At 60.2% G+C, this 16,916-nt stretch carries 20 protein-coding genes and 1 tRNA gene; 9 read left to right on the forward strand and 12 right to left on the reverse strand.

The window, feature by feature from the left end; all coding sequences use genetic code 11:
- Positions 1-5 precede the first annotated feature (5 nt).
- Positions 6-248 (reverse strand): hypothetical protein, encoded by a 243-nt coding sequence (locus AB6Q56_RS05680; protein WP_434516131.1) that lies wholly within the window; start codon positions 246-248, stop codon positions 6-8.
- A complete protein-coding gene (locus AB6Q56_RS05685; protein WP_434516132.1) occupies positions 224-664 on the reverse strand; it encodes a rhodanese-like domain-containing protein in 441 nt (146 codons plus the stop codon). The genes AB6Q56_RS05680 and AB6Q56_RS05685 overlap by 25 nt, the downstream gene beginning before the upstream one ends.
- 120 nt (positions 665-784) lie before the next feature.
- Here AB6Q56_RS05685 and AB6Q56_RS05690 point away from each other — a divergent pair, with 120 nt between their 5' ends.
- Positions 785-1,336, forward strand: coding sequence for a YaeQ family protein (locus AB6Q56_RS05690; RefSeq protein WP_434516133.1), 552 nt, complete (start codon positions 785-787; stop codon positions 1,334-1,336).
- A gap of 21 nt (positions 1,337-1,357) precedes the next feature.
- Here the strand turns inward: AB6Q56_RS05690 and hflX are convergent, their stop codons facing one another.
- On the reverse strand, positions 1,358-2,698 hold the full coding sequence (gene hflX / locus AB6Q56_RS05695; RefSeq protein ID WP_434516134.1) for a GTPase HflX: 1,341 nt from the start codon (positions 2,696-2,698) through the stop codon (positions 1,358-1,360).
- A 96-nt stretch (positions 2,699-2,794) separates the two neighbouring features.
- Positions 2,795-3,475, reverse strand: a complete 681-nt coding sequence (locus AB6Q56_RS05700) for a hypothetical protein (protein WP_434516135.1) — start codon at positions 3,473-3,475, stop codon at positions 2,795-2,797.
- A gap of 189 nt (positions 3,476-3,664) precedes the next feature.
- Here AB6Q56_RS05700 and AB6Q56_RS05705 point away from each other — a divergent pair, with 189 nt between their 5' ends.
- Positions 3,665-4,375, forward strand: a complete 711-nt coding sequence (locus tag AB6Q56_RS05705) for a class I SAM-dependent methyltransferase (RefSeq protein ID WP_434516136.1) — start codon at positions 3,665-3,667, stop codon at positions 4,373-4,375.
- A 6-nt stretch (positions 4,376-4,381) separates the two neighbouring features.
- On the opposite strand, the gene AB6Q56_RS05710 is transcribed toward AB6Q56_RS05705, so the two are convergent.
- On the reverse strand, positions 4,382-6,280 hold the full coding sequence (locus tag AB6Q56_RS05710; RefSeq protein ID WP_434516137.1) for a peptidase U32 family protein: 1,899 nt from the start codon (positions 6,278-6,280) through the stop codon (positions 4,382-4,384).
- A gap of 6 nt (positions 6,281-6,286) precedes the next feature.
- Positions 6,287-7,108 carry a class I SAM-dependent methyltransferase gene (locus tag AB6Q56_RS05715; RefSeq protein ID WP_434516138.1) on the reverse strand — a complete coding sequence of 274 codons (822 nt, stop codon included), beginning with the start codon at positions 7,106-7,108 and terminating at the stop codon, positions 6,287-6,289.
- 111 nt (positions 7,109-7,219) lie between these two features.
- Between AB6Q56_RS05715 and AB6Q56_RS05720 the strand changes: the two genes are divergently transcribed.
- Positions 7,220-7,498 carry a hypothetical protein gene (locus tag AB6Q56_RS05720; protein ID WP_275710385.1) on the forward strand — a complete coding sequence of 93 codons (279 nt, stop codon included), beginning with the start codon at positions 7,220-7,222 and terminating at the stop codon, positions 7,496-7,498.
- A 120-nt stretch (positions 7,499-7,618) separates the two neighbouring features.
- Here AB6Q56_RS05720 and AB6Q56_RS05725 read toward each other — a convergent pair whose 3' ends face one another.
- On the reverse strand, positions 7,619-8,080 hold the full coding sequence (locus tag AB6Q56_RS05725) for a hypothetical protein (RefSeq protein WP_434516139.1): 462 nt from the start codon (positions 8,078-8,080) through the stop codon (positions 7,619-7,621).
- 113 nt (positions 8,081-8,193) lie between these two features.
- Here AB6Q56_RS05725 and AB6Q56_RS05730 point away from each other — a divergent pair, with 113 nt between their 5' ends.
- Positions 8,194-8,556 (forward strand): hypothetical protein, encoded by a 363-nt coding sequence (locus AB6Q56_RS05730; protein WP_434516140.1) that lies wholly within the window; start codon positions 8,194-8,196, stop codon positions 8,554-8,556.
- A 94-nt stretch (positions 8,557-8,650) separates the two neighbouring features.
- Here the strand turns inward: AB6Q56_RS05730 and ettA are convergent, their stop codons facing one another.
- The 3 genes from ettA to AB6Q56_RS05745 form a co-directional block, all read right to left on the reverse strand.
- Positions 8,651-10,315 carry an energy-dependent translational throttle protein EttA gene (ettA, locus tag AB6Q56_RS05735; protein WP_434516141.1) on the reverse strand — a complete coding sequence of 555 codons (1,665 nt, stop codon included), beginning with the start codon at positions 10,313-10,315 and terminating at the stop codon, positions 8,651-8,653.
- Positions 10,316-10,429: 114 nt separating this feature from the next.
- The gene (locus tag AB6Q56_RS05740) at positions 10,430-11,059 is read right to left on the reverse strand and encodes an N-acyl amino acid synthase FeeM domain-containing protein (RefSeq protein ID WP_434516142.1); all 630 of its coding nucleotides are present in this window, start codon (positions 11,057-11,059) and stop codon (positions 10,430-10,432) included.
- A 32-nt stretch (positions 11,060-11,091) separates the two neighbouring features.
- The gene (locus AB6Q56_RS05745; protein WP_434516143.1) at positions 11,092-11,649 is read right to left on the reverse strand and encodes a bactofilin family protein; all 558 of its coding nucleotides are present in this window, start codon (positions 11,647-11,649) and stop codon (positions 11,092-11,094) included.
- Between the two features lie 336 nt (positions 11,650-11,985).
- On the opposite strand from AB6Q56_RS05745, the gene AB6Q56_RS05750 reads away from it, so the two are divergent.
- The 4 genes from AB6Q56_RS05750 (at position 11,986) to AB6Q56_RS05765 (ending at position 15,842) form a co-directional block, all read left to right on the forward strand.
- The gene (locus AB6Q56_RS05750; protein ID WP_434516144.1) at positions 11,986-13,389 is read left to right on the forward strand and encodes a sensor histidine kinase; all 1,404 of its coding nucleotides are present in this window, start codon (positions 11,986-11,988) and stop codon (positions 13,387-13,389) included.
- Positions 13,379-13,918, forward strand: a complete 540-nt coding sequence (locus tag AB6Q56_RS05755; RefSeq protein WP_434516145.1) for a permease — start codon at positions 13,379-13,381, stop codon at positions 13,916-13,918. The genes AB6Q56_RS05750 and AB6Q56_RS05755 overlap by 11 nt, the downstream gene beginning before the upstream one ends.
- The gene (locus AB6Q56_RS05760; RefSeq protein WP_434516146.1) at positions 13,915-15,321 is read left to right on the forward strand and encodes a sigma 54-interacting transcriptional regulator; all 1,407 of its coding nucleotides are present in this window, start codon (positions 13,915-13,917) and stop codon (positions 15,319-15,321) included. Before AB6Q56_RS05755 ends, AB6Q56_RS05760 begins: the two co-directional genes overlap by 4 nt.
- A 179-nt stretch (positions 15,322-15,500) precedes the next feature.
- Positions 15,501-15,842, forward strand: a complete 342-nt coding sequence (locus tag AB6Q56_RS05765; protein ID WP_434516147.1) for a BON domain-containing protein — start codon at positions 15,501-15,503, stop codon at positions 15,840-15,842.
- 36 nt (positions 15,843-15,878) lie between these two features.
- Here AB6Q56_RS05765 and AB6Q56_RS05770 read toward each other — a convergent pair whose 3' ends face one another.
- A complete protein-coding gene (locus tag AB6Q56_RS05770) occupies positions 15,879-16,145 on the reverse strand; it encodes a biotin/lipoyl-containing protein (protein WP_434516148.1) in 267 nt (88 codons plus the stop codon).
- A 65-nt stretch (positions 16,146-16,210) separates the two neighbouring features.
- Here AB6Q56_RS05770 and AB6Q56_RS05775 point away from each other — a divergent pair.
- Positions 16,211-16,287: transfer RNA gene (locus tag AB6Q56_RS05775), tRNA-Arg, on the forward strand.
- Positions 16,288-16,366: 79 nt separating this feature from the next.
- Here AB6Q56_RS05775 and AB6Q56_RS05780 read toward each other — a convergent pair.
- Positions 16,367-16,882 carry a site-specific integrase gene (locus AB6Q56_RS05780; RefSeq protein ID WP_434516149.1) on the reverse strand — a complete coding sequence of 172 codons (516 nt, stop codon included), beginning with the start codon at positions 16,880-16,882 and terminating at the stop codon, positions 16,367-16,369.
- Positions 16,883-16,916 lie beyond the last annotated feature (34 nt).

Here is a 16,916-nt window from a genome sequence, read left to right on the forward strand (position 1 = left end):
GTGGGTCAGGTCGGTGCCGTTACGGAAGAAGCCGCCGGCAACCAGCATTGCCAATGACCGCAGGCGGAGCGTGCGCGGCGCTCTGAGCCGTCCCAGGGGCCTCCCTGGCATAGTCCGGCGCTGGTTTCCGATTCGATGAGAACGATATCGGGAGTCGCGCCGGCATGGCGCAGGCCGCTCCAGCGCCTGCAACTGGCGCAGCGCTTGCGGTCGACGGCGTGGGCTAGCAGGTCTTGTCTGTTTTGCATGCGGCAATTGTCGACGTGGCACGCGAAACCGGACCGCCCGCCGCGATCCAGCCCTTGATGCCATGCTTCACGTTATAGACCGTTGTGTAGCCGGCTTGTTGCGACAGGAACTGGCTGACCGGCTTGGTACGGTTGCCGCTGCGGCAGATGACGATGACCGGTTCGTTGGGCTTGGCGATCGGCTTGACCTTTTCGAGCCAGGCACCGGCATCGTAACGCCCCTTGTCGTCAAAGAAGGTGAGGAGCCTGCTACCGGCGACGATACCCGTTTCTTCCCATTCGCTCTGCAGGCGGATGTCGATGACCGGAACCCCGCTACTGCTCAGTTTTTCGAGCTGGGCGTTGTCGATATCGATTACCTCGGCGCGGGCAACCGCGCTGAAGGCGAGCAGGCAGGCAAGAATCGACAGGCGCATGGCAATACCTTTTCATCAGGAAACGCTGATTGTACCGGTTTCCACCCTTTTCCCATTGAGTCGTTTCTGTCCGCCAGGTTCCCGGCTCGTGGGATAATCCGCCCTTTTTCCGGGGCTGGCATGGCGCGCTCTGCAACTATTTTCAAGGCCGAACTCCAGTTGGCCGACCTCGACCGCTCGCATTTTGGCGATTATTCCCTGACCCTGGCACGCCATCCGTCGGAAACCGACGAGCGGATGATGGTCCGTCTGCTGGCCTTTGCGCTGAATGCCTCAGAGACGCTGGCTTTCGGTCGCGGGCTATCGGCCGAGGACGAGGCTGACCTGCAGGATCTCGACGCCACAGGCAGTATCGAACGCTGGATCGACGTCGGGTTGCCTGACGAAAAGGATATTCGCCGTGCCTGCAACCGTTCGCGCCACGTTGTCGTACTCAGCTACGGCGGCCGCTCTGCCGAGGTCTGGTGGCAGCAAACATCCGGCAAGGTCTCCGCCCAGAAAAACCTGAGCGTGCTGGCGCTGTCGGTGGAGGAAGGGCAGGCGCTGGCCGGTTTGGCTCAGCGCACGATGCGTCTGCAGTGCACCATTCAGGACGGTATCGTCTGGCTGGGGGGCGACGAAGGGCATGTCGAACTGAAACCGAAAATCCTGCAGGCGCCCGAAGCAGCATAGGGCGCTGGCAAGCGGCAGTCGTTAACCCCGCGGGAATTTCGCGTTCAGTTCCTGCAACACAGAGGCTTCGCCGCGCACCCGGAAAAAGGCGCCGTCGCCATCGGCGCGCTCTTCCAGCACCTCGCATTGTGAATAGATCTGCCCGCGCCACTGCTGTGCCGACCATGGCAGGAAGAGTTCCGCCTCGACCAGATCCTGCTGGAAGAAGGCGATGATGGCGGCCTGCAGCCTGGCCACCTCGTCCGGGCGGCGGGCGCTCATCACGATGCAGTCCGGGTATTTTTCGCGCAGGGCGGCTGTGCATTCTGCCTGGGCCACCTCGTCACCGACGTGGTCGATCTTGTTGAAGATACGCAGGCGCGGCACGTCGTCGGCGCCAATCTCGGTCAGGACGGTGTTGGTCACTTCCAGCTGGCGTTCGAAACCGGGGTCGCTGGCATCGACGACATGCAACAGCAGCGAAGCATCCAGTGCTTCGTCGAGCGTCGATTTGAACGAGGCGACCAGGCCGTGTGGCAGGTTCTTGATGAAGCCGACCGTGTCGCTGACCAGAACGCGGGGCACGCTTTCCGGGTACAGGGCGCGCACCGTGGTATCGAGTGTGGCGAACAGCTTGTTGGCGACCAGCACTTCGCTACCGGTCAGGGCACGCATCAAGGTTGATTTGCCGGCGTTGGTGTAACCGACCAGTGCGACGCCGGCCAGGCCCTGGCGTTCCTGCCGCCGGGCGCGTTGCGTTTTGCGTTCGACCTCCATGGCGGTGATTTCCAGTTGCAGTTCGGCAATGCGGTCGCGAATCTTGCGGCGATCCATTTCCGTGTGCGATTCGCCAGCCCCCCGACCGCCGACACCGCTGCGTTGGCGACCCTGCGGCCCGGCCAACTTGGCCATTTCACGCAGGCGCGGCGCCATGTAGCCGAGGCGGGCGATCTCCACCTGCGCCTTGGCAGCCCGCGAGCGGGCATTGCGATGAAATATCTCGAGGATGACCATGGTTCGGTCCATGACCTCACAACCGGTTTCCAGTTCAAGATTACGGGCCTGCGAGGGAGAAATCTCGTGGTCGACCAGAATGGCTTCGATCGGACCCAGATGCGGCGTGGGCGGGAAAGCACTATCTAGCGTCGCCGCTTCTCCGCGTACAAAATGGTGTATTTCCTGGCGCTTGCCGATGCCGAGGTAGCCTGTGGTATCGAAGCTGCCGCGTTTTTGCGTGAAGGTATGGATGACCTTGTAGCCCAGCGTTTTAGCCAGTTCCCGTAATTCGGCGATCGACGCGTCGAACTCGGTGTCGCTGACATGGGGCAACTGTACGGCTGCGACGACAGCGTAGGTGGGTTTTTCCTGGACTTCTTTTTGCATGCGGAGGGGGGGCGAAAAAAAACTAAGGGCGGAGTGTAACCGCCAATGTCGAACTTGCCCTATTTGTTGGCGTCGAGCGCTATCGGAGGAAGGAGCTCAGCGCCGAATCACCTGCCAGACGAGTTCGAAACCGGCCGATACCAGATCGATGACATCGATCAGCCCGGTTTCCGTCTCGGCTTGCTGCCTCTGTTGGTGCGACGCGGCCCGCTCTCGCATCACGATGGCATCGCCCAGGGCTTCGACGTCGCGCGTCGTGCGCCGCGTTTCGGCATGTTGGAAGCGCGCCAGCGCCTTTTCGACAGCATCGGCGTCGAGAATGGCAATCGGGGCCCGGCAATGTGTGCAGGCGTGGTCCTTGCGAATATCAACCGGGGCGCCGCAACCAGTGCAACGCACGATGCCCACCTTGGCCGATAGCTGGGTCACCTCGGTTGGTGAGAGTTGACGGACAAAGCCTTTCTCGATCATGAACTGGGCGAAGGTCGTGAAACGCCCGTGTTTCTGCAGGCAACGATGGTAGTTGAACTTGCCGCCGTGCTTGGCGACGTCGAGGCCGTGCAGCAGCTTGTCGTCGCAACGCGGACAGTTCAGCGGGTTGCCCAGCGGTAGACGCAAATCGTCGCGGTGCTGGTGGATCAGCTTGAACAGTTCGACAATGCCCCCGGGCGTCAGCTGCACGCTCTCGAATTCGTCGAACCAGATAGCCTGACAGGGGAAGCACAGATCGATCGCCACCTCGCCATGGTGCATCCGCTCGAAGCGGTGCTTGGTCATGGTTTGGCGACAGGAGGGGCAGGGTAGCGGTTTCATGATGATGAAGAGAGAGGCAGCGCAGGCGCTATTCGGGAATAACAGCGGAACTATAACGCAAGCATACGGCTGGCTTGTCGCCACGAAAAAGGAAGGGGTTCAAGGATCATCGTCCGTTAATATTCCGGTTCGATCCTCTCATCCGGAAGCCTCATGAAAATCGCCGATCCCGCCCAGACATCCTTGGTCAATGAAATCCGGCTGATGCTCGACGAGCTCCCCTTCGATGGCGCCAAGGTTCTCGAGTTGGGGTGTGGGCGGGCCGAAAAAACCCGCTTGCTGGCGGAGACTGGCCGACCACGCGAAATCGTGGCGCTGGAGGTCGATGCCATCCAGCATGCCCGCAATCTGGAAACGACCGATCTGCCCATTGTGAGTTTTCGTCATGGTGGCGCCGAGGCTATCCCGGCCGACGACAATAGCGTCGATATTGTCCTGATGTTCAAGTCGCTGCACCATGTGCCTGTCGCGCTCATGGATCAGGCGCTGAGCGAAATCGCCCGCGTGCTCAAGCCGGGGGGCCTGGCCTGGATTTCGGAACCGGTCTACGCCGGTGATCTGAACGAAGTGTTCAAGCTTTTCCACGACGAGCAGGCTGTGCGCGAGGCGGCTTTTGCCGCACTGTGCCGGGCAGTGGAAGGTGGCAAGCTGCGCTTGGAGAAGGAGTTGTTCTTCAATACCCGCAGTTATTTCGAGGGTTTCGAGCAGTTCGACAGCCGTATGATCCGCGTCACCCACACGAGCCACCAACTATCGCCCGAGTTGTACCGGCAGGTGCGCGAGAAGTTCGACTCCTATATGGCAGCCGAGGGAGCCACGTTCCTGAATCCACAGCGGGTCGACCTGCTGCGCAAGCCGACCTGAGCAGATTCAGCCGCAAGATGCCTGGCGAACGGTTCCGAGGTTGAGCTTGACGCCTTTTTTCATCTTGCCGATGACGTGCATCTCACACGCCTTGCAGTCGAACTTGAGGATCAGCTTTTCGCTGCCGTTCATCAGCGTCATCGGGTCAGGCTTCAGGTGCTTCACTTCCTTCGGGCAGAGGTTGAAGCTGTAGCGCAGGCAGTGGCGGGTGATCATCAGCGACACCATGCCTTTTTCGTTGCCGGCCTCGTAGGCCTCCTCGATCAGCTTTACGCCGTGCTTCTCGTAGAACTGGCGCGCCTTGGCATTGAAGACGTTGCCCAGGTAGGTCAATTCTTCCTGCGGGTAGGGCACCGGGTCGTCGGCCGGTGCCGCGCGCGGCGGTCGTGGGTGGCTGGCGATGCGCGCGGCTTCGAGTTTCTCGGTCGCTTCGCGGCGCAGTGCATTGACGGCGCCGATCGGCAGGAACCAGGCCTGCGTCAGGTTCAGCTCGGCCGGCTCGGCGCGGAACATCGTGTTGCCGAACTTGCCGAGGTTTTCCCGAAGCTTGGCCAGGGCCTGTTCCGGGTTCTGGGCCAGTTCGCTGCCGATTTCCGCGCTGCGCGGCAGCGTTGCGCCGGCCGTCACGCCGTCCTCGTCGGTCAGCGTCAGCACGAAGGCCGCGTCGGTTTCCGAGAGCACCGGCTTGAGCGAAATCCGGCGATCGGCCGAATCCTTTTCCAGCGCCCGCTCGAATGCCTGGTCGCGGTTGCGGAACAGGGTTGCGCCGACCGTCAGTTCTTCCGGCATTTCGGCCGGGAAAAGCTTGTCGCCCTCAGCGCGGTTGATGCGCATGCCCATCACGTCGCCGTTGGCATCGTGGAAGCAGACGCCGTCGCCATTGTGGAAAGCCTGCTCGCTATTGACCACGATCCAGCCGTCGCCGATTTCGACAACCTCGCCGATCAGCTCACCGACGAAGGCCGGCGTGTCGAAGGCGCCGATGTCGTCCTGGCGGCCGCCGGCAAAATAGTCGGTGTAGCCGCGGTTGAAGGTCTTGTCCGGCTGCGGTGCGAAAGTAAAGGTGCTATGGCCGCTGGAGGCGCGGGTGTATTGTGGATGGGCGGCGATGATGTCGTCGAGCAGCTGGCGATAGTGCGCGGTGATGTTCTTGACGTAGGAAAGATCCTTGAGCCGTCCCTCGATCTTGAACGAACTGACCCCGGCTTCGACCAGGGCGAGCAGGTTATCCGTCTGGTTGTTGTCCTTCATCGACAGCAGGTGCTGATCCTCGGTGATCACCTTGCCCTTCTCGTCGACCAGCGTGTAGGGCAGGCGGCAGGCCTGAGAGCACTCGCCGCGATTGGCGCTGCGTCCGGTATGCGCGTGGCTGATGAAGCATTGTCCGGAATAGGCGACACAGAGCGCGCCGTGAACAAAATATTCCAATTGAACAACGGTTTGCGACGCAATATTCGCAATTTCCTTTAACGTGCACTCGCGGGCCAGGACGATCTGCGAAAAGCCGGCGTCTTCCAGGAATTTGGCTTTCTCGGGGTTGCGGATGTCGGTTTGCGTGCTGGCGTGCAACTGGATGGGAGGCAGGTCCATTTCCAGCAGGCCCATGTCCTGGATGATCAGCGCGTCGGCGCCGGCTTCGTAGAGCTGCCAAGCCAGTTGGCGGCTGTCCTCGAGTTCCGAGTCGTGCAGGATGGTATTAAGTGCAACGAAGACCTTTGCACGGTAGCGGTGGGCAAAGTCGCAAAGGCGTTTGATTTCGGCGACATCGTTGCCGGCGCCGTAGCGGGCGCCAAAGGCCGGGCCGCCGATATAGACGGCATCGGCTCCGTGCTTGATGGCTTCGATGCCGAAATCGGCATTCTTGGCCGGTGCGAGGAGTTCGAGCGGGTGTTGGGTTCTGGTCATGGGGCCTTAGTACATAAAACGCGGGGCAAGTTCTTCGATATTGAACTCACGCAGGATGGCTTCGGCCCGCTCGCGGGCGTTCTTGCGAGGGTGCTTGCGCTTGGTGGCGATGATCAGTTCATTCTTCATCGAATGTTCCCAGCCGACCAGTTCGGTCACTGTGACGTCGTAGCCATGCGACTCGAGCAGCAGGCAGCGCAGCACATTGGTCAGGTGGCTGCCGAGTTCGCGCGTGTGGATGGGGTGTCGCCAAAGTTCGGACAGCGGCGTTTTGCCCAGCGAGTCGTTCTTTTTGGCGCGCATCGCAGCGGCTACTTCGGCCTGGCAGCAAGGCACGAGGACGATATGGCGGGCATTTCGGGTTAGGGCAAAACGGATGGCATCGTCGGTTGCCGTGTTGCAGGCGTGTAGCGCGGTGACGACATCCACGGTGGCTGGTAGGTCGGTCGACGACAGTGAATCCTCCACTGTGCAGGCGATGAAGCGCATGCGCGGAAAGCCAAGCCGGGCGGCCAATTCGCGGGATTTGTCGACCAGTTCGGTACGCGTTTCGATGCCGACGATCTCGCCGCTGGCACGTTCCTTGAAATAGAGGTCATACAGGATGAACCCGAGATAGGATTTTCCCGCACCGTGATCGACCAGCGTTTCCGCATTTTCGAGCAGCGGCTCGATGAATTGATAGAGGTGATAAACCTGTTTCAGCTTGCGGCGCGTGTCCTGGTTGAGTTTGCCGTCGCGCGTCAGGATGTGTAATTCCTTCAGCAAATCAATGGATTGGCCGGGGCGGATTTCCGGGATTTCTGCGGGAGCGTTCTGCTTTTTCATAGGCGTGATTATCGCATTTCGAAAGCACTAACTTTTGTGTCAACCGAATCGAAATTGCGTCGTTATTTGGCACATGGTGATCAAACACCGCAACCCTACGGAGATAGTCAAATGGGCAGTCTGAGCAACGAATCCTTCGAACAATTCCTGGATTCCCTGAAGAAAGCCGGTATCACGATTTCCAACGAAGCCGAGCTGCGCGAGCGGCTGGCTGAAGCACAGCGCTGGCGTTTCGCCTTCCAGACCCTGGCTGCCAACGGCAAGACCATCGGTATCTGCTTCGAAGATCATTCTGAAGGCCGTAACGATGCTGAAATCGATCGTGCCTTCAACGAGTTCCAGTTTTCCGAAAAGACCAAGGCAGTTTTCTCTGCCAGCTTGAAGCACTAATAAAAACTCGGTACATTTCCACACGCAGCTTTCGCCCATCGCAATGGCGGGGGGCAAAAAGGACGGGCGCCGAAACGGCGCCCGTTTTGCATTTCCGGATTACCTGATGGGAAGGCTCATTCAGGAATTGCCGATAATCAATTCCTGCAGAAGGACGTCGCGTATTTGTAGTTGTCTTGGCAGTTTGTTGTTGAGGGCAGCCAGCAGTTGCATGCGTATTTCGTTTGGTGGGGGGCGTCGTGAGCCAGCGTAGGCTTCCGAGAGAACTGAGTTAACGACAGCGACAAGCAAGGGTTGGCGCTGGAGTAATCCCTTTTCCTGTTCCGGATCAACCAACAGGCTGACTTTGCAGATGACGTTGTTATTGTCTCCAGCGACGGTACGGGTTTGTACATTGACGTAGGTGTCTTGGTCCTCATCGTCATTGGAAAGAATGTTGAAAGTGACGGCGGAAATGGCTATCAGCCCGATTGAAATCAAGGCGATCCAATAGCGCCGTAACCACTCGTCTTTCCCGGTGGCCTTGTCTGGCTTGGGATGCCTTAAATGGGTTCGCTTGTGGGGCGGAGGCCTCGTCTGCATGGCACGAAAATCGTATAAAGTTCCAATGTATCAAAACAATAAAATTTGTGGCTGCTTTTTGCGTTTGATAGTGTGTTGGTGGGATTGTTGACGAATTGCCTTGGGAGATATTGATGAGCGATGCACCGAAAGAAGCCCCGGAAACCAATGCGCCAGCCAGGAACCTCGAAAAGCCGACGTTGCTGATCGCCGCTGCGGCGTTGATTTTCTCGCTTGCCAACACGGTTTTGCTGGTGATGAACCCCACGGCCAAGAAAATCGAACAGTTCAATGACGAGATGAAATCGGAGGTGGCCGAGAGCGTGAACGTCATACACAATAAAATAGACGGCCTGCGCAGTGCCGAAATGGAGTGGCAAGCGGTGCTGAAGAAGGCAAGTAGCAATCCGGACGCGGTCTACAAGATCGTGAATACCAAGGATGGCTTTCTGACGCTGACCGAGATCAGTCTGTCGGGTGAGGGCGCTCCCAGGTAATCAGGGATGGGGGGAGTGCTCGCTAGTAAAACAAAGAGGGCGCCAAGTGGCGCCCTCTTTTTCTGGTGCTTTCGGAAATTCGTCTGCGCCTTGATCAGCGCGTGATCGGCTTGTAACGAATCCGCTTCGGCTTGGCACCTTCCTCGCCCAGGCGCTTGCGCTTGTCCTCTTCGTATTCCTGGTAGTTACCCGGGAAGAAGGTCCATTGCGAATCGCCTTCAGCGGCCAGGATGTGCGTGCAGATCCGGTCGAGGAACCAGCGGTCGTGCGAAATGACTAGCGCGCAGCCCGGGAATTCGAGCAGGGCATCCTCCAGGGCGCGCAGGGTTTCGACGTCGAGGTCATTCGACGGTTCGTCGAGCAGCAGGACGTTGCCGCCCCCCATCAGCGTCTTCGCCAGGTGCAGGCGGCCGCGTTCGCCGCCGGAGAGGTTGCCGACCAGCTTGCCCTGATCGGCGCCCTTGAAGTTGAAGCGACCGATGTAGGCGCGCGACGGCATCTCGAACTTGCCGATCTGCAGAATGTCGCTGCCCTGGGCCAGTTCGTCGAACACGGTCTTGGTGCCGTCGAGGCAGTCACGCGACTGGTCGACGTAGGCCATCTTGACCGTCTGGCCGATCTTCACCTCCCCGGAGTCCGGCTGTTGCTGGCCGGTGATCATCTTGAACAGGGTCGATTTGCCGGCGCCGTTCGGACCGATGATGCCGACGATGGCACCCGGCGGGATGCTGAAGCTCAGGTTGTCCATCAGCAGCTTGTCGCCGAAGGACTTGGTGACGCCATCGAATTCGATGACCTGGTCGCCCAGGCGCTCACCGACCGGAATGAAGATTTCCTGGGTTTCGTTGCGCTTCTGGTATTCGTGGCTGGACATTTCCTCGAAGCGGGACAGACGGGCCTTGGACTTGGCCTGACGCGCCTTCGGATTGGAGCGGACCCACTCCAGTTCCTGCTTCATCGCCTTCATGTGGGCGTCGATCTGCTTGTTTTCGGTTTCCAGGCGGGCTTCCTTCTGTTCCAGCCAGCTGGAGTAGTTACCCTTCCAGGGGATGCCGTGGCCACGGTCGAGTTCGAGAATCCACTCGGCGGCGTTGTCGAGGAAGTAGCGGTCGTGGGTGACGGCGACCACGGTGCCGGGGAAACGGACGAGGAACTGTTCCAGCCATTCGACCGATTCGGCGTCGAGGTGGTTGGTCGGTTCGTCGAGCAGCAGCATGTCGGGTTTTTCGAGCAGCAGCTTGGCCAGTGCGACGCGGCGCTTTTCGCCGCCGGACAGGTTGCCGATGGTGGCATCCCAGGGCGGCAGGCGCAGCGCGTCGGCGGCGATTTCCATCTGGTGCTCGGTATCCGAGCCGGAGGTGGCGATGATCGCCTCCAGACGGGCCTGTTCCTCGGCCAGCTTGTCGAAGTCGGCTTCCGGATCGGCGTAGGCTGCATACACCTCGTCGAGCTTGGCCTGGGCCTGCATGACTTCGCCGAGGGCGGATTCGACTTCTTCCTTGACCGTCTTGGCCGGGTCGAGTTGCGGTTCCTGCGGCAGGTAGCCGATGGATACGCCGGCCAGATGCTGGACCTCGCCATCGTATTCCTTGTCCACGCCGGCCATGATGCGAAGGACGGTGGACTTGCCAGCGCCGTTCAGGCCGAGCAGGCCGATCTTGGCACCGGGGAAGAAGGACAGGGAAATGTCCTTGATGATCTGACGCTTGGGCGGGACGATCTTGCTGACCCGTAGCATGGACATGACGTATTGAGCCATTTGCGCTTGCCTGAAAGGAAAATAATCAAAGGGCGAAGTCTACGGGGCTTCAGCGCAAATAACCAGCCTTCGCTGGGCGAAGGCTGGAAAACCGCCTTGTGGCGGCTAAGGAGATCAGTCGTGGATGTGGCCCAGCGTACGGTGCAACAGGACGGCCGGTGCATCGACGCGCGGGCATGTACGCAGGCCGCCGATCTGCTGGAAACCCATGGTCCGGCGATAGTAGCCGGCATGGCGTGGATTGACCTCGATGACCAGTTCGGTGCCGCCAAAAACCGCACGTACGTATTGGTAAACGGCCATGAACAGGGCGTTAAGCAGTTCGGGGTCGTGGCAGTCGAGGTCGACCGCCAGGCGAGTGACTTCGCAGACCACCCGCGACTGGCCGCGCAAGCGGGCCATCTCGTCCTTGTAGAGGCCATCCGCCAGCAGTCCCGTTGCCGAGTCGCGCGAAGCGGTAGCCGTGGCGACCAGTTCGCCAGCGAGCCAGACGCCGATAGTGACATGATTGGGATCAGCCGGTTGCAGGCGGTTGGGTACGAGTCGGTAGCCGCGCCAGGCATACATGCGGCGGACCAGGCTGCCGCAGGCACGAAGCTGGGTATAGGTTACGGCGGGTGCGACGATCAACTCCGGGGCATCAACGGGCGCAGCCGTTTCTGAGGACGGGCCGGGTTCTTCGGTCAGTAGCTCGGTGTCCAAGAGGCGGGGAAGCGTGGTGTGAAAGAGTGATGCATTTTGCATGGCGGGCATTCTATGGGGGGCTTATCAAGTAATCAACCAGCGACTGCACTGAGGGGCAGGACCGGTTCGTCGCGCTGGTAGCGCTGGGCGGGTTTTTCGGAGGAGAGGGAATTGATATCGCCGCACAGTTCTCCGCCTTCGTCGATGACCAGCTTGCCATAGCGAATCTTGCCGCTGACCTTGCCGGTGGCGTGGATGATCAGTTGTGAGCGCGCCGTCAATTCGCCGTCGAAACTGCCATGAATTTCGGCCACATCGATGCTGACCTTGCCGGAGAAGGCGCCCTTGTCGGCAATGCGGATGACGCGGCTGTCCATGGTGGCTTCGACCCGGCCCTCGACGACCAGCGTGTCGCAATCGAGAATTTCGGCACCCTTGAGCTTGACGTCGGGGCCAACGATGAGGCGGGCGGCGACCGGGGCTTCGGTTTCGGCGGCGCTCGATTTCTCTTCCATGGCGGCAGGGGGCTCTGTGACAACCTTGGGTTCGGGGACCGCACCTGCGAGGCCGCTGCCCGATCCGAGAACGCTGCGGACCTCCTTGCGGGTGATGCTGTCGTTGCGGGTGGTGATGGTCGGTTTGCTGAACATGAAAACTCCCGTGATGAGGTTTTTAAAAAAATCGTTCGGCTTCGTATTGCGATAACTGTGCCATGTTATTAAATTGAATATAAAACAATGAATTAGCGTTTTTAATTAAAGCTAATTCAATGAAAAAACGACTTCCGTGTCGTCGATTGGCGACAGGTTTTTTTGGGCTTTCACGGAAAGCCGTCTAGGCTTGAGCGAGGGGTTGTCGTTAAAATACGACGTTAATGTAATCAACTGATTTGTATGGAGAAATTTTTTCTTTTTCAGGAGATTTCGGTGGCCGGGCAGGCGCGGCTGGCCGCTAAACTGGATGGGGGTTTTTAAATCAGCACACAAATGAACCGTATTTCCTTCCGCCAGGGCATGTTGCTCGGCTTCACGCTGATCGTCCTGCTACTGGGCGGGGTTGCCATACAAAGCTGGCTGGTCGTCGAACGCCTGGTCAATCAGAGCCGGAACAGCAGTGAGCAGGCCATTCTGCTGACAGCGGCCATCCAGGAATTAGGTGAGCGTACGGTCGATATCGAGCGTAGCGCCCGCCAATACCTCGTCCTCGATAATCCGGTGTTTCGCCAGCGTTTCGACGAGCATCTGGCGCAGTCGCTGGCGGTCGTCGATCGGCTCGACGGCATGGCTGCCGAGCCCCTGCCGCCCTTGCTCGGCGGCTGGCGCATGGTGGCCGAGGCGCTGCGCAGCGGCCTGGAGCAGAATATTCCGCAGGCCGAGATCATTCCGCTTCTGTCGCGCATGGCCGAGCTGAACGGGCTGCTCAAGCAGGCGGGGCAGCGCTGGGTTGAGGAACAGAACCGCAGAACACTGGATGAGCTGGAAGCGGCGCGCCTCAAGCTGGGCGGGCGCATCGGGCTGGCCCTGCTCGGGGCGCTGCTTGTGGCGCTGGCTATGGGCTGGTGGCTGGTGCGCCCGGTGCGCCACCTCGAACAGGCCATCGTACGCCTCGGCGCCAGCCGGTTCGATGCGCCGATCACTGTCGGCGGTCCGGCCGACTTGCGTCAGCTCGGCAAGCGGCTCGATTGGTTGCGCCAGCGCCTGGCAGAGCTGGAGGCCGACCGCGAGCGGGCCCTGCGCCACGTATCGCACGAACTCAAGACCCCGCTCACAGCCCTGAAGGAGGGCGTTTCGCTGTTGCGCGAGGAGGTTCCCGGGCCGCTCGATGGAGCGCAGCGCGAGGTGGTCGATATCCTGCAGCATAACGTGCGCGTGCTGCAGGAGCAGATCGAAAGCCTGCTGACGCTGAATGCAGCAGCCTTCGACGCACGGCGCCTGCAATTGGCGCCAATCAAACCGAAAAAACTGCTGGCCGGCGTGGTTCAGCGTCGGGAGTTGCACAGCCAGGCGCGCCAGCTCAGGGTTGTGGTCGAGGCACCGGACCAGATGGTGATGCTGGATGCCGAGAAGATGGCTGTGGTTCTCGACAACCTGCTGTCCAATGCCATTGACTTCAGTCCGGATGGCGGTGAAATCCGTATGGTCGTCAGCCGTATCGACGGCCTGTGCCGCTTCGAGTGCATCGACCAGGGGCCGGGCGTGGCCGAGGAGGACAGGCAAAGAATCTTCGATCCGTTCGTTCAGGGGCAGCGCGTGGCGCCGGCGCCACGCCAGGGCAGCGGGGTTGGCCTCTCCATCGTGCGTGAGCTGGTGCGCGCCATGGGGGGCAGGGTTTATCTGGTGCCGCAGGAAAGCGGCGCCCATTTTTGCGTGGAAATACCTGATGAGCAGTAAAAAAAATTTTCTTCATCGTGGGCTGTGCGGCCTGCTGCTGGCGGCCATGCTGACAGCGTGTACGGCGCTGCCAACCGCCAAAAAACCCGTGCGGAACGATGAAACCACGCCGGAAGCGGCACTCATCTACTACCAAGGCCTCGCCAGAATGACATCGGCTGAACTCGGCCGAGAGCGCATGATATTGGTGGCTGTTCCGCAAACACCCTATACCCAGCTCCGCATGGCCATGTTGCTCGGTCATCCGCGTGTGCAGCAGGATCTGGCCAAGGGCTTGGCATTACTCGACAGTGTGCTCAAGTCCAGCGACCCGTCGGCCGTCCCGTTCCAGCCGCTGGCCCGGCAGGTCGCCGACAATTATCTCGAGCGCCTGAAACTAGAGAACCAGCTCGACCGGCAGGGGCAGCAATTGAAGGATAGCCAGCGCAAGGTCGGTGAATTGCAGGACAAGCTCGATAGTCTGGCCGACATCGAGCGCACCCTGACGCCCCGTCCGCGTTCGGGCAAGCCTGAAGGGGGCAAGCGATGAGGCCGGTACTGCGAGGCGAGGGCGCCCATGTGCTGGTCGTGGATGACGACGAGGATATCCTGCGTTTGCTCACCATGCGCCTGAAGGCGCGTGGCTTTCGGGTGACGGCGGTTGGTTCGGCCGAACAGGCGTTGGCTCGCATTGCAGTAGATTCCCCGCGTGTCGTGGTCAGCGATGTGCGTCTGCCGGGGCAGGACGGTCTCGCGCTGTTCGAGGAAATCCGCCGCACGCGGCCGACCCTGCCGGTCATCCTGCTTACCGCCCACGGCAATATTCCCGATGCCGTCGATGCCACCTCGCGTGGCGTTTTCGGTTATTTGACCAAGCCTTTCGATAGCCAGATACTGCTCGAAAAAATCGACCGTGCCCTGCAGTTATCGGAGCCCAGCCTGCCCAGCGGCGACGAAGAAGCCACGGTTGCGGAAGGCGGCGACGCATGGATGGAGGGCGTCATCTTCCGCAGCAGCCGCATGGCAGCACTGATGGCCGATGCGCGCATGGTTGCGGCTTCCGATGCCAGCGTGCTGATCCGCGGCGAAAGCGGTTCCGGCAAGGAAGTCCTGGCGCGCGCCATCCATCGCGCCAGCCCGCGCGCCAAGGGGCCTTTCGTCGCCATCAATTGCGGCGCCATTCCCGAGCAATTACTCGAATCCGAACTCTTCGGCCACGCCAAGGGTGCCTTCACCGGCGCCGCCACCAGCCGTGTCGGCTTGTTTCAGACCGCCAATGGCGGCACGCTCTTTCTCGACGAAATCGGCGACATGCCGCTGGCGCTCCAGGTCAAACTGCTGCGCGTGCTGCAGGAACGTGTCGTGCGGCCGGTTGGCACGACCAAGGCTGAACCGGTTGATGTTCGCCTGCTTTCCGCCACCCATCGCGACCTCGACGCCGCCATGGCCGAAGGACAGTTCCGTGAAGACCTCTACTACCGGCTCGATGTCGTGTCGCTGACCCTGCCGAGGCTGGACGAGCGGCGCGAGGATATCCCGCTGCTCGCCACCCATTTCGCCGGCCTGCTTGCCGTCAAATATGGCAAGCCGATCAACGGTTTCGCACCGGATGCGCTGGAGGCGCTGGCGACGGCCTCATGGCCGGGCAACGTCCGGCAGTTGTTCAACGTCGTCGAGCAGAGTTGCGCGCTGACCTCGACGCCGCTGATCCCCGCCGCACTGGTCCAGCGCGCCCTGCGCGTACCGGCCATGGATGCCTTGACCTACGCCGATGCCAAGCAGCGTTTCGAACGTAACTACCTCGTCCAGCTGCTCAAGCTCACCGACGGCAACGTGGCCGATGCCGCCCGGATTGCCGAACGCAACCGGACAGAGTTCTATCGCCTGTTGCAAAAGCACGACCTGACCCCGGCCATGTTCCGCAGCGAAGGCGGGCCGCTGCTCGAGCGCTGATTTCGCTGCCCCGGTGTTTTCGAGCGAAAGCACCGGGCGACTGCATGTCGCCAGCGCACGACGTTAGATGTGGTTCGTTGCTGCTGAATAAGGTTTTTCTTGTTGAATTTATTGAAAAATTTTCTTCTGGCACGAAGATCGCAATAGGACTGAGCACACACTACAAGAAGGGAAACAACATGCTCAAATCCAATTTTTTTGTCGTCGCCTTGGTCGCTGCCGCTACCTTCGTCGGGCTCGGCCTGTCATCTGCCGCGACCGAAGATCCGCAAGTGCTCGCCGCCATGGTGGCCAATAACGAAGCACAGGATGCCGCGCTGGGGGAGAGAGTCGAAACGGTGTTGCGTACCGACATCGGCCTTGCCGGTTCGAAAATACGGGTTTCCGCCAAGGCGGCGGTGATCACCGTGGCTGGTACAGTGCCCGACGAACACTCGCTTCGCCGGGCGCTCGATCTGGCCAGCGGCGTGCGGGGCGTGCGTGAAGTGCGCAACGCCATGGAGGTCGACCTCCCAAAGTGAAGAAAGAGGGCGAGGCGGGGTGGTTGGTAGCGTTGTTCAGGTGGTTTCCAGCGTTATCAGCGGTGCGCCCTCATCGACCGTATCGCCCTCTGTAACATGAATCGCCACGACGCGACCGGCGTAGGGAGTGGGGATGTCCAGCGCTACCTTGCCGGTTTCCAGTGTCAGGATGTTGTCGTCACGCTGCACTTCTTCACCAACCTTGACCAGTAATTCCAGAATGAACACGTCGCCGCTAGCGCACGAGCCGCAACTCGACCAGCATTCGGGGTACTTCGGCATTCGGACTGAAATCGTGGACATCGGCTTTTTTCCGGAAAACCCTTGCATTCTACGCCTGGCCACGTATAATGCGCCGCTCTGTCAGCGCGCCCGTAGCTCAGTTGGATAGAGTATCTGGCTACGAACCAGAGGGTCGGGCGTTCGAATCGCTCCGGGCGCGCCAACAGTCCTGCATTTCGGCCAATCATTGATTGGCCGTTTTGCTTTCTGTGGCAGATTTGTGTCGTAACTGCCCGGAAAGCTCAGGTTGAGCATAAGCGTTCCGCGTAAGGACTCAGATGGTCGGCTGCGAGGTGCGCATACCGCCGCACCATGTCCGGGCTTTCCCATCCACCCATTTCCTGCAAGGCGAATAGCGGCGTACCGTGTTGTACGTGCCAGCTTGCCCAGGTATGACGAAGATCGTGCCAACGGAAATCGGTGATTCCGGCCCGCTTTAATGCAGCGTACCAAGCTTTGGTACTGACTTGAATCACCGGCTTCCCCTGGTAGCTGAAAACGTGCGTTAGGTGCTTTCCGTGGCATCGGCCAATAATCTCCATTGCCGCACTGTTTAACGGTACGGGTATGGCTTTTCTCGCTTTTGCTTGGTCGGTGCAGAATCGCGTTGACCAGACCACCCTTTCTCTTTCAGGTTGACCAGGCAATCGCATCGGACCTGACCAGATGCATTTGAACCACCATCTGTGTCGGCGCGCGTTTAAATTTGACCACCTGTGCGCGTTGAATTTTGACCAGGTGTGATAGCCACCTGACATAGGTGGGCTTGTGGATAAGTGTAGCTCAGAACAA

It is taken from the genome of Dechloromonas sp. ARDL1 (genome assembly GCF_051122455.1).
Classification (GTDB): Bacteria; Pseudomonadota; Gammaproteobacteria; order Burkholderiales; family Rhodocyclaceae; genus Azonexus.

Excerpts from the sequence above, each read along its gene's own strand:
- AB6Q56_RS05700 (WP_434516135.1), bottom strand. The coding sequence starts at position 3,475 with ATGACCAAGCACCGCTTCGAGCGGATGCACCATGGCGAGGTGGCGATC.
- AB6Q56_RS05725 (WP_434516139.1), bottom strand. The coding sequence starts at position 8,080 with ATGCAGACGAGGCCTCCGCCCCACAAGCGAACCCATTTAAGGCATCCC.
- AB6Q56_RS05705 (WP_434516136.1), top strand. The coding sequence starts at position 3,665 with ATGAAAATCGCCGATCCCGCCCAGACATCCTTGGTCAATGAAATCCGG.
- AB6Q56_RS05720 (WP_275710385.1), top strand. The coding sequence starts at position 7,220 with ATGGGCAGTCTGAGCAACGAATCCTTCGAACAATTCCTGGATTCCCTG.
- AB6Q56_RS05690 (WP_434516133.1), top strand. The coding sequence starts at position 785 with ATGGCGCGCTCTGCAACTATTTTCAAGGCCGAACTCCAGTTGGCCGAC.
- AB6Q56_RS05765 (WP_434516147.1), top strand. The coding sequence starts at position 15,501 with ATGCTCAAATCCAATTTTTTTGTCGTCGCCTTGGTCGCTGCCGCTACC.
- AB6Q56_RS05710 (WP_434516137.1), bottom strand. The coding sequence starts at position 6,280 with ATGACCAGAACCCAACACCCGCTCGAACTCCTCGCACCGGCCAAGAAT.
- ettA (WP_434516141.1), bottom strand. The coding sequence starts at position 10,315 with ATGGCTCAATACGTCATGTCCATGCTACGGGTCAGCAAGATCGTCCCG.
- AB6Q56_RS05750 (WP_434516144.1), top strand. The coding sequence starts at position 11,986 with ATGAACCGTATTTCCTTCCGCCAGGGCATGTTGCTCGGCTTCACGCTG.
- hflX (WP_434516134.1), bottom strand. The coding sequence starts at position 2,698 with ATGCAAAAAGAAGTCCAGGAAAAACCCACCTACGCTGTCGTCGCAGCC.
- AB6Q56_RS05760 (WP_434516146.1), top strand. The coding sequence starts at position 13,915 with ATGAGGCCGGTACTGCGAGGCGAGGGCGCCCATGTGCTGGTCGTGGAT.
- AB6Q56_RS05715 (WP_434516138.1), bottom strand. The coding sequence starts at position 7,108 with ATGAAAAAGCAGAACGCTCCCGCAGAAATCCCGGAAATCCGCCCCGGC.
- AB6Q56_RS05770 (WP_434516148.1), bottom strand. The coding sequence starts at position 16,145 with ATGTCCACGATTTCAGTCCGAATGCCGAAGTACCCCGAATGCTGGTCG.
- AB6Q56_RS05740 (WP_434516142.1), bottom strand. The coding sequence starts at position 11,059 with ATGCAAAATGCATCACTCTTTCACACCACGCTTCCCCGCCTCTTGGAC.
- AB6Q56_RS05730 (WP_434516140.1), top strand. The coding sequence starts at position 8,194 with ATGAGCGATGCACCGAAAGAAGCCCCGGAAACCAATGCGCCAGCCAGG.
- AB6Q56_RS05680 (WP_434516131.1), bottom strand. The coding sequence starts at position 248 with ATGCAAAACAGACAAGACCTGCTAGCCCACGCCGTCGACCGCAAGCGC.
- AB6Q56_RS05745 (WP_434516143.1), bottom strand. The coding sequence starts at position 11,649 with ATGTTCAGCAAACCGACCATCACCACCCGCAACGACAGCATCACCCGC.
- AB6Q56_RS05755 (WP_434516145.1), top strand. The coding sequence starts at position 13,379 with ATGAGCAGTAAAAAAAATTTTCTTCATCGTGGGCTGTGCGGCCTGCTG.
- AB6Q56_RS05685 (WP_434516132.1), bottom strand. The coding sequence starts at position 664 with ATGCGCCTGTCGATTCTTGCCTGCCTGCTCGCCTTCAGCGCGGTTGCC.
- AB6Q56_RS05780 (WP_434516149.1), bottom strand. The coding sequence starts at position 16,882 with ATGTCAGGTGGCTATCACACCTGGTCAAAATTCAACGCGCACAGGTGG.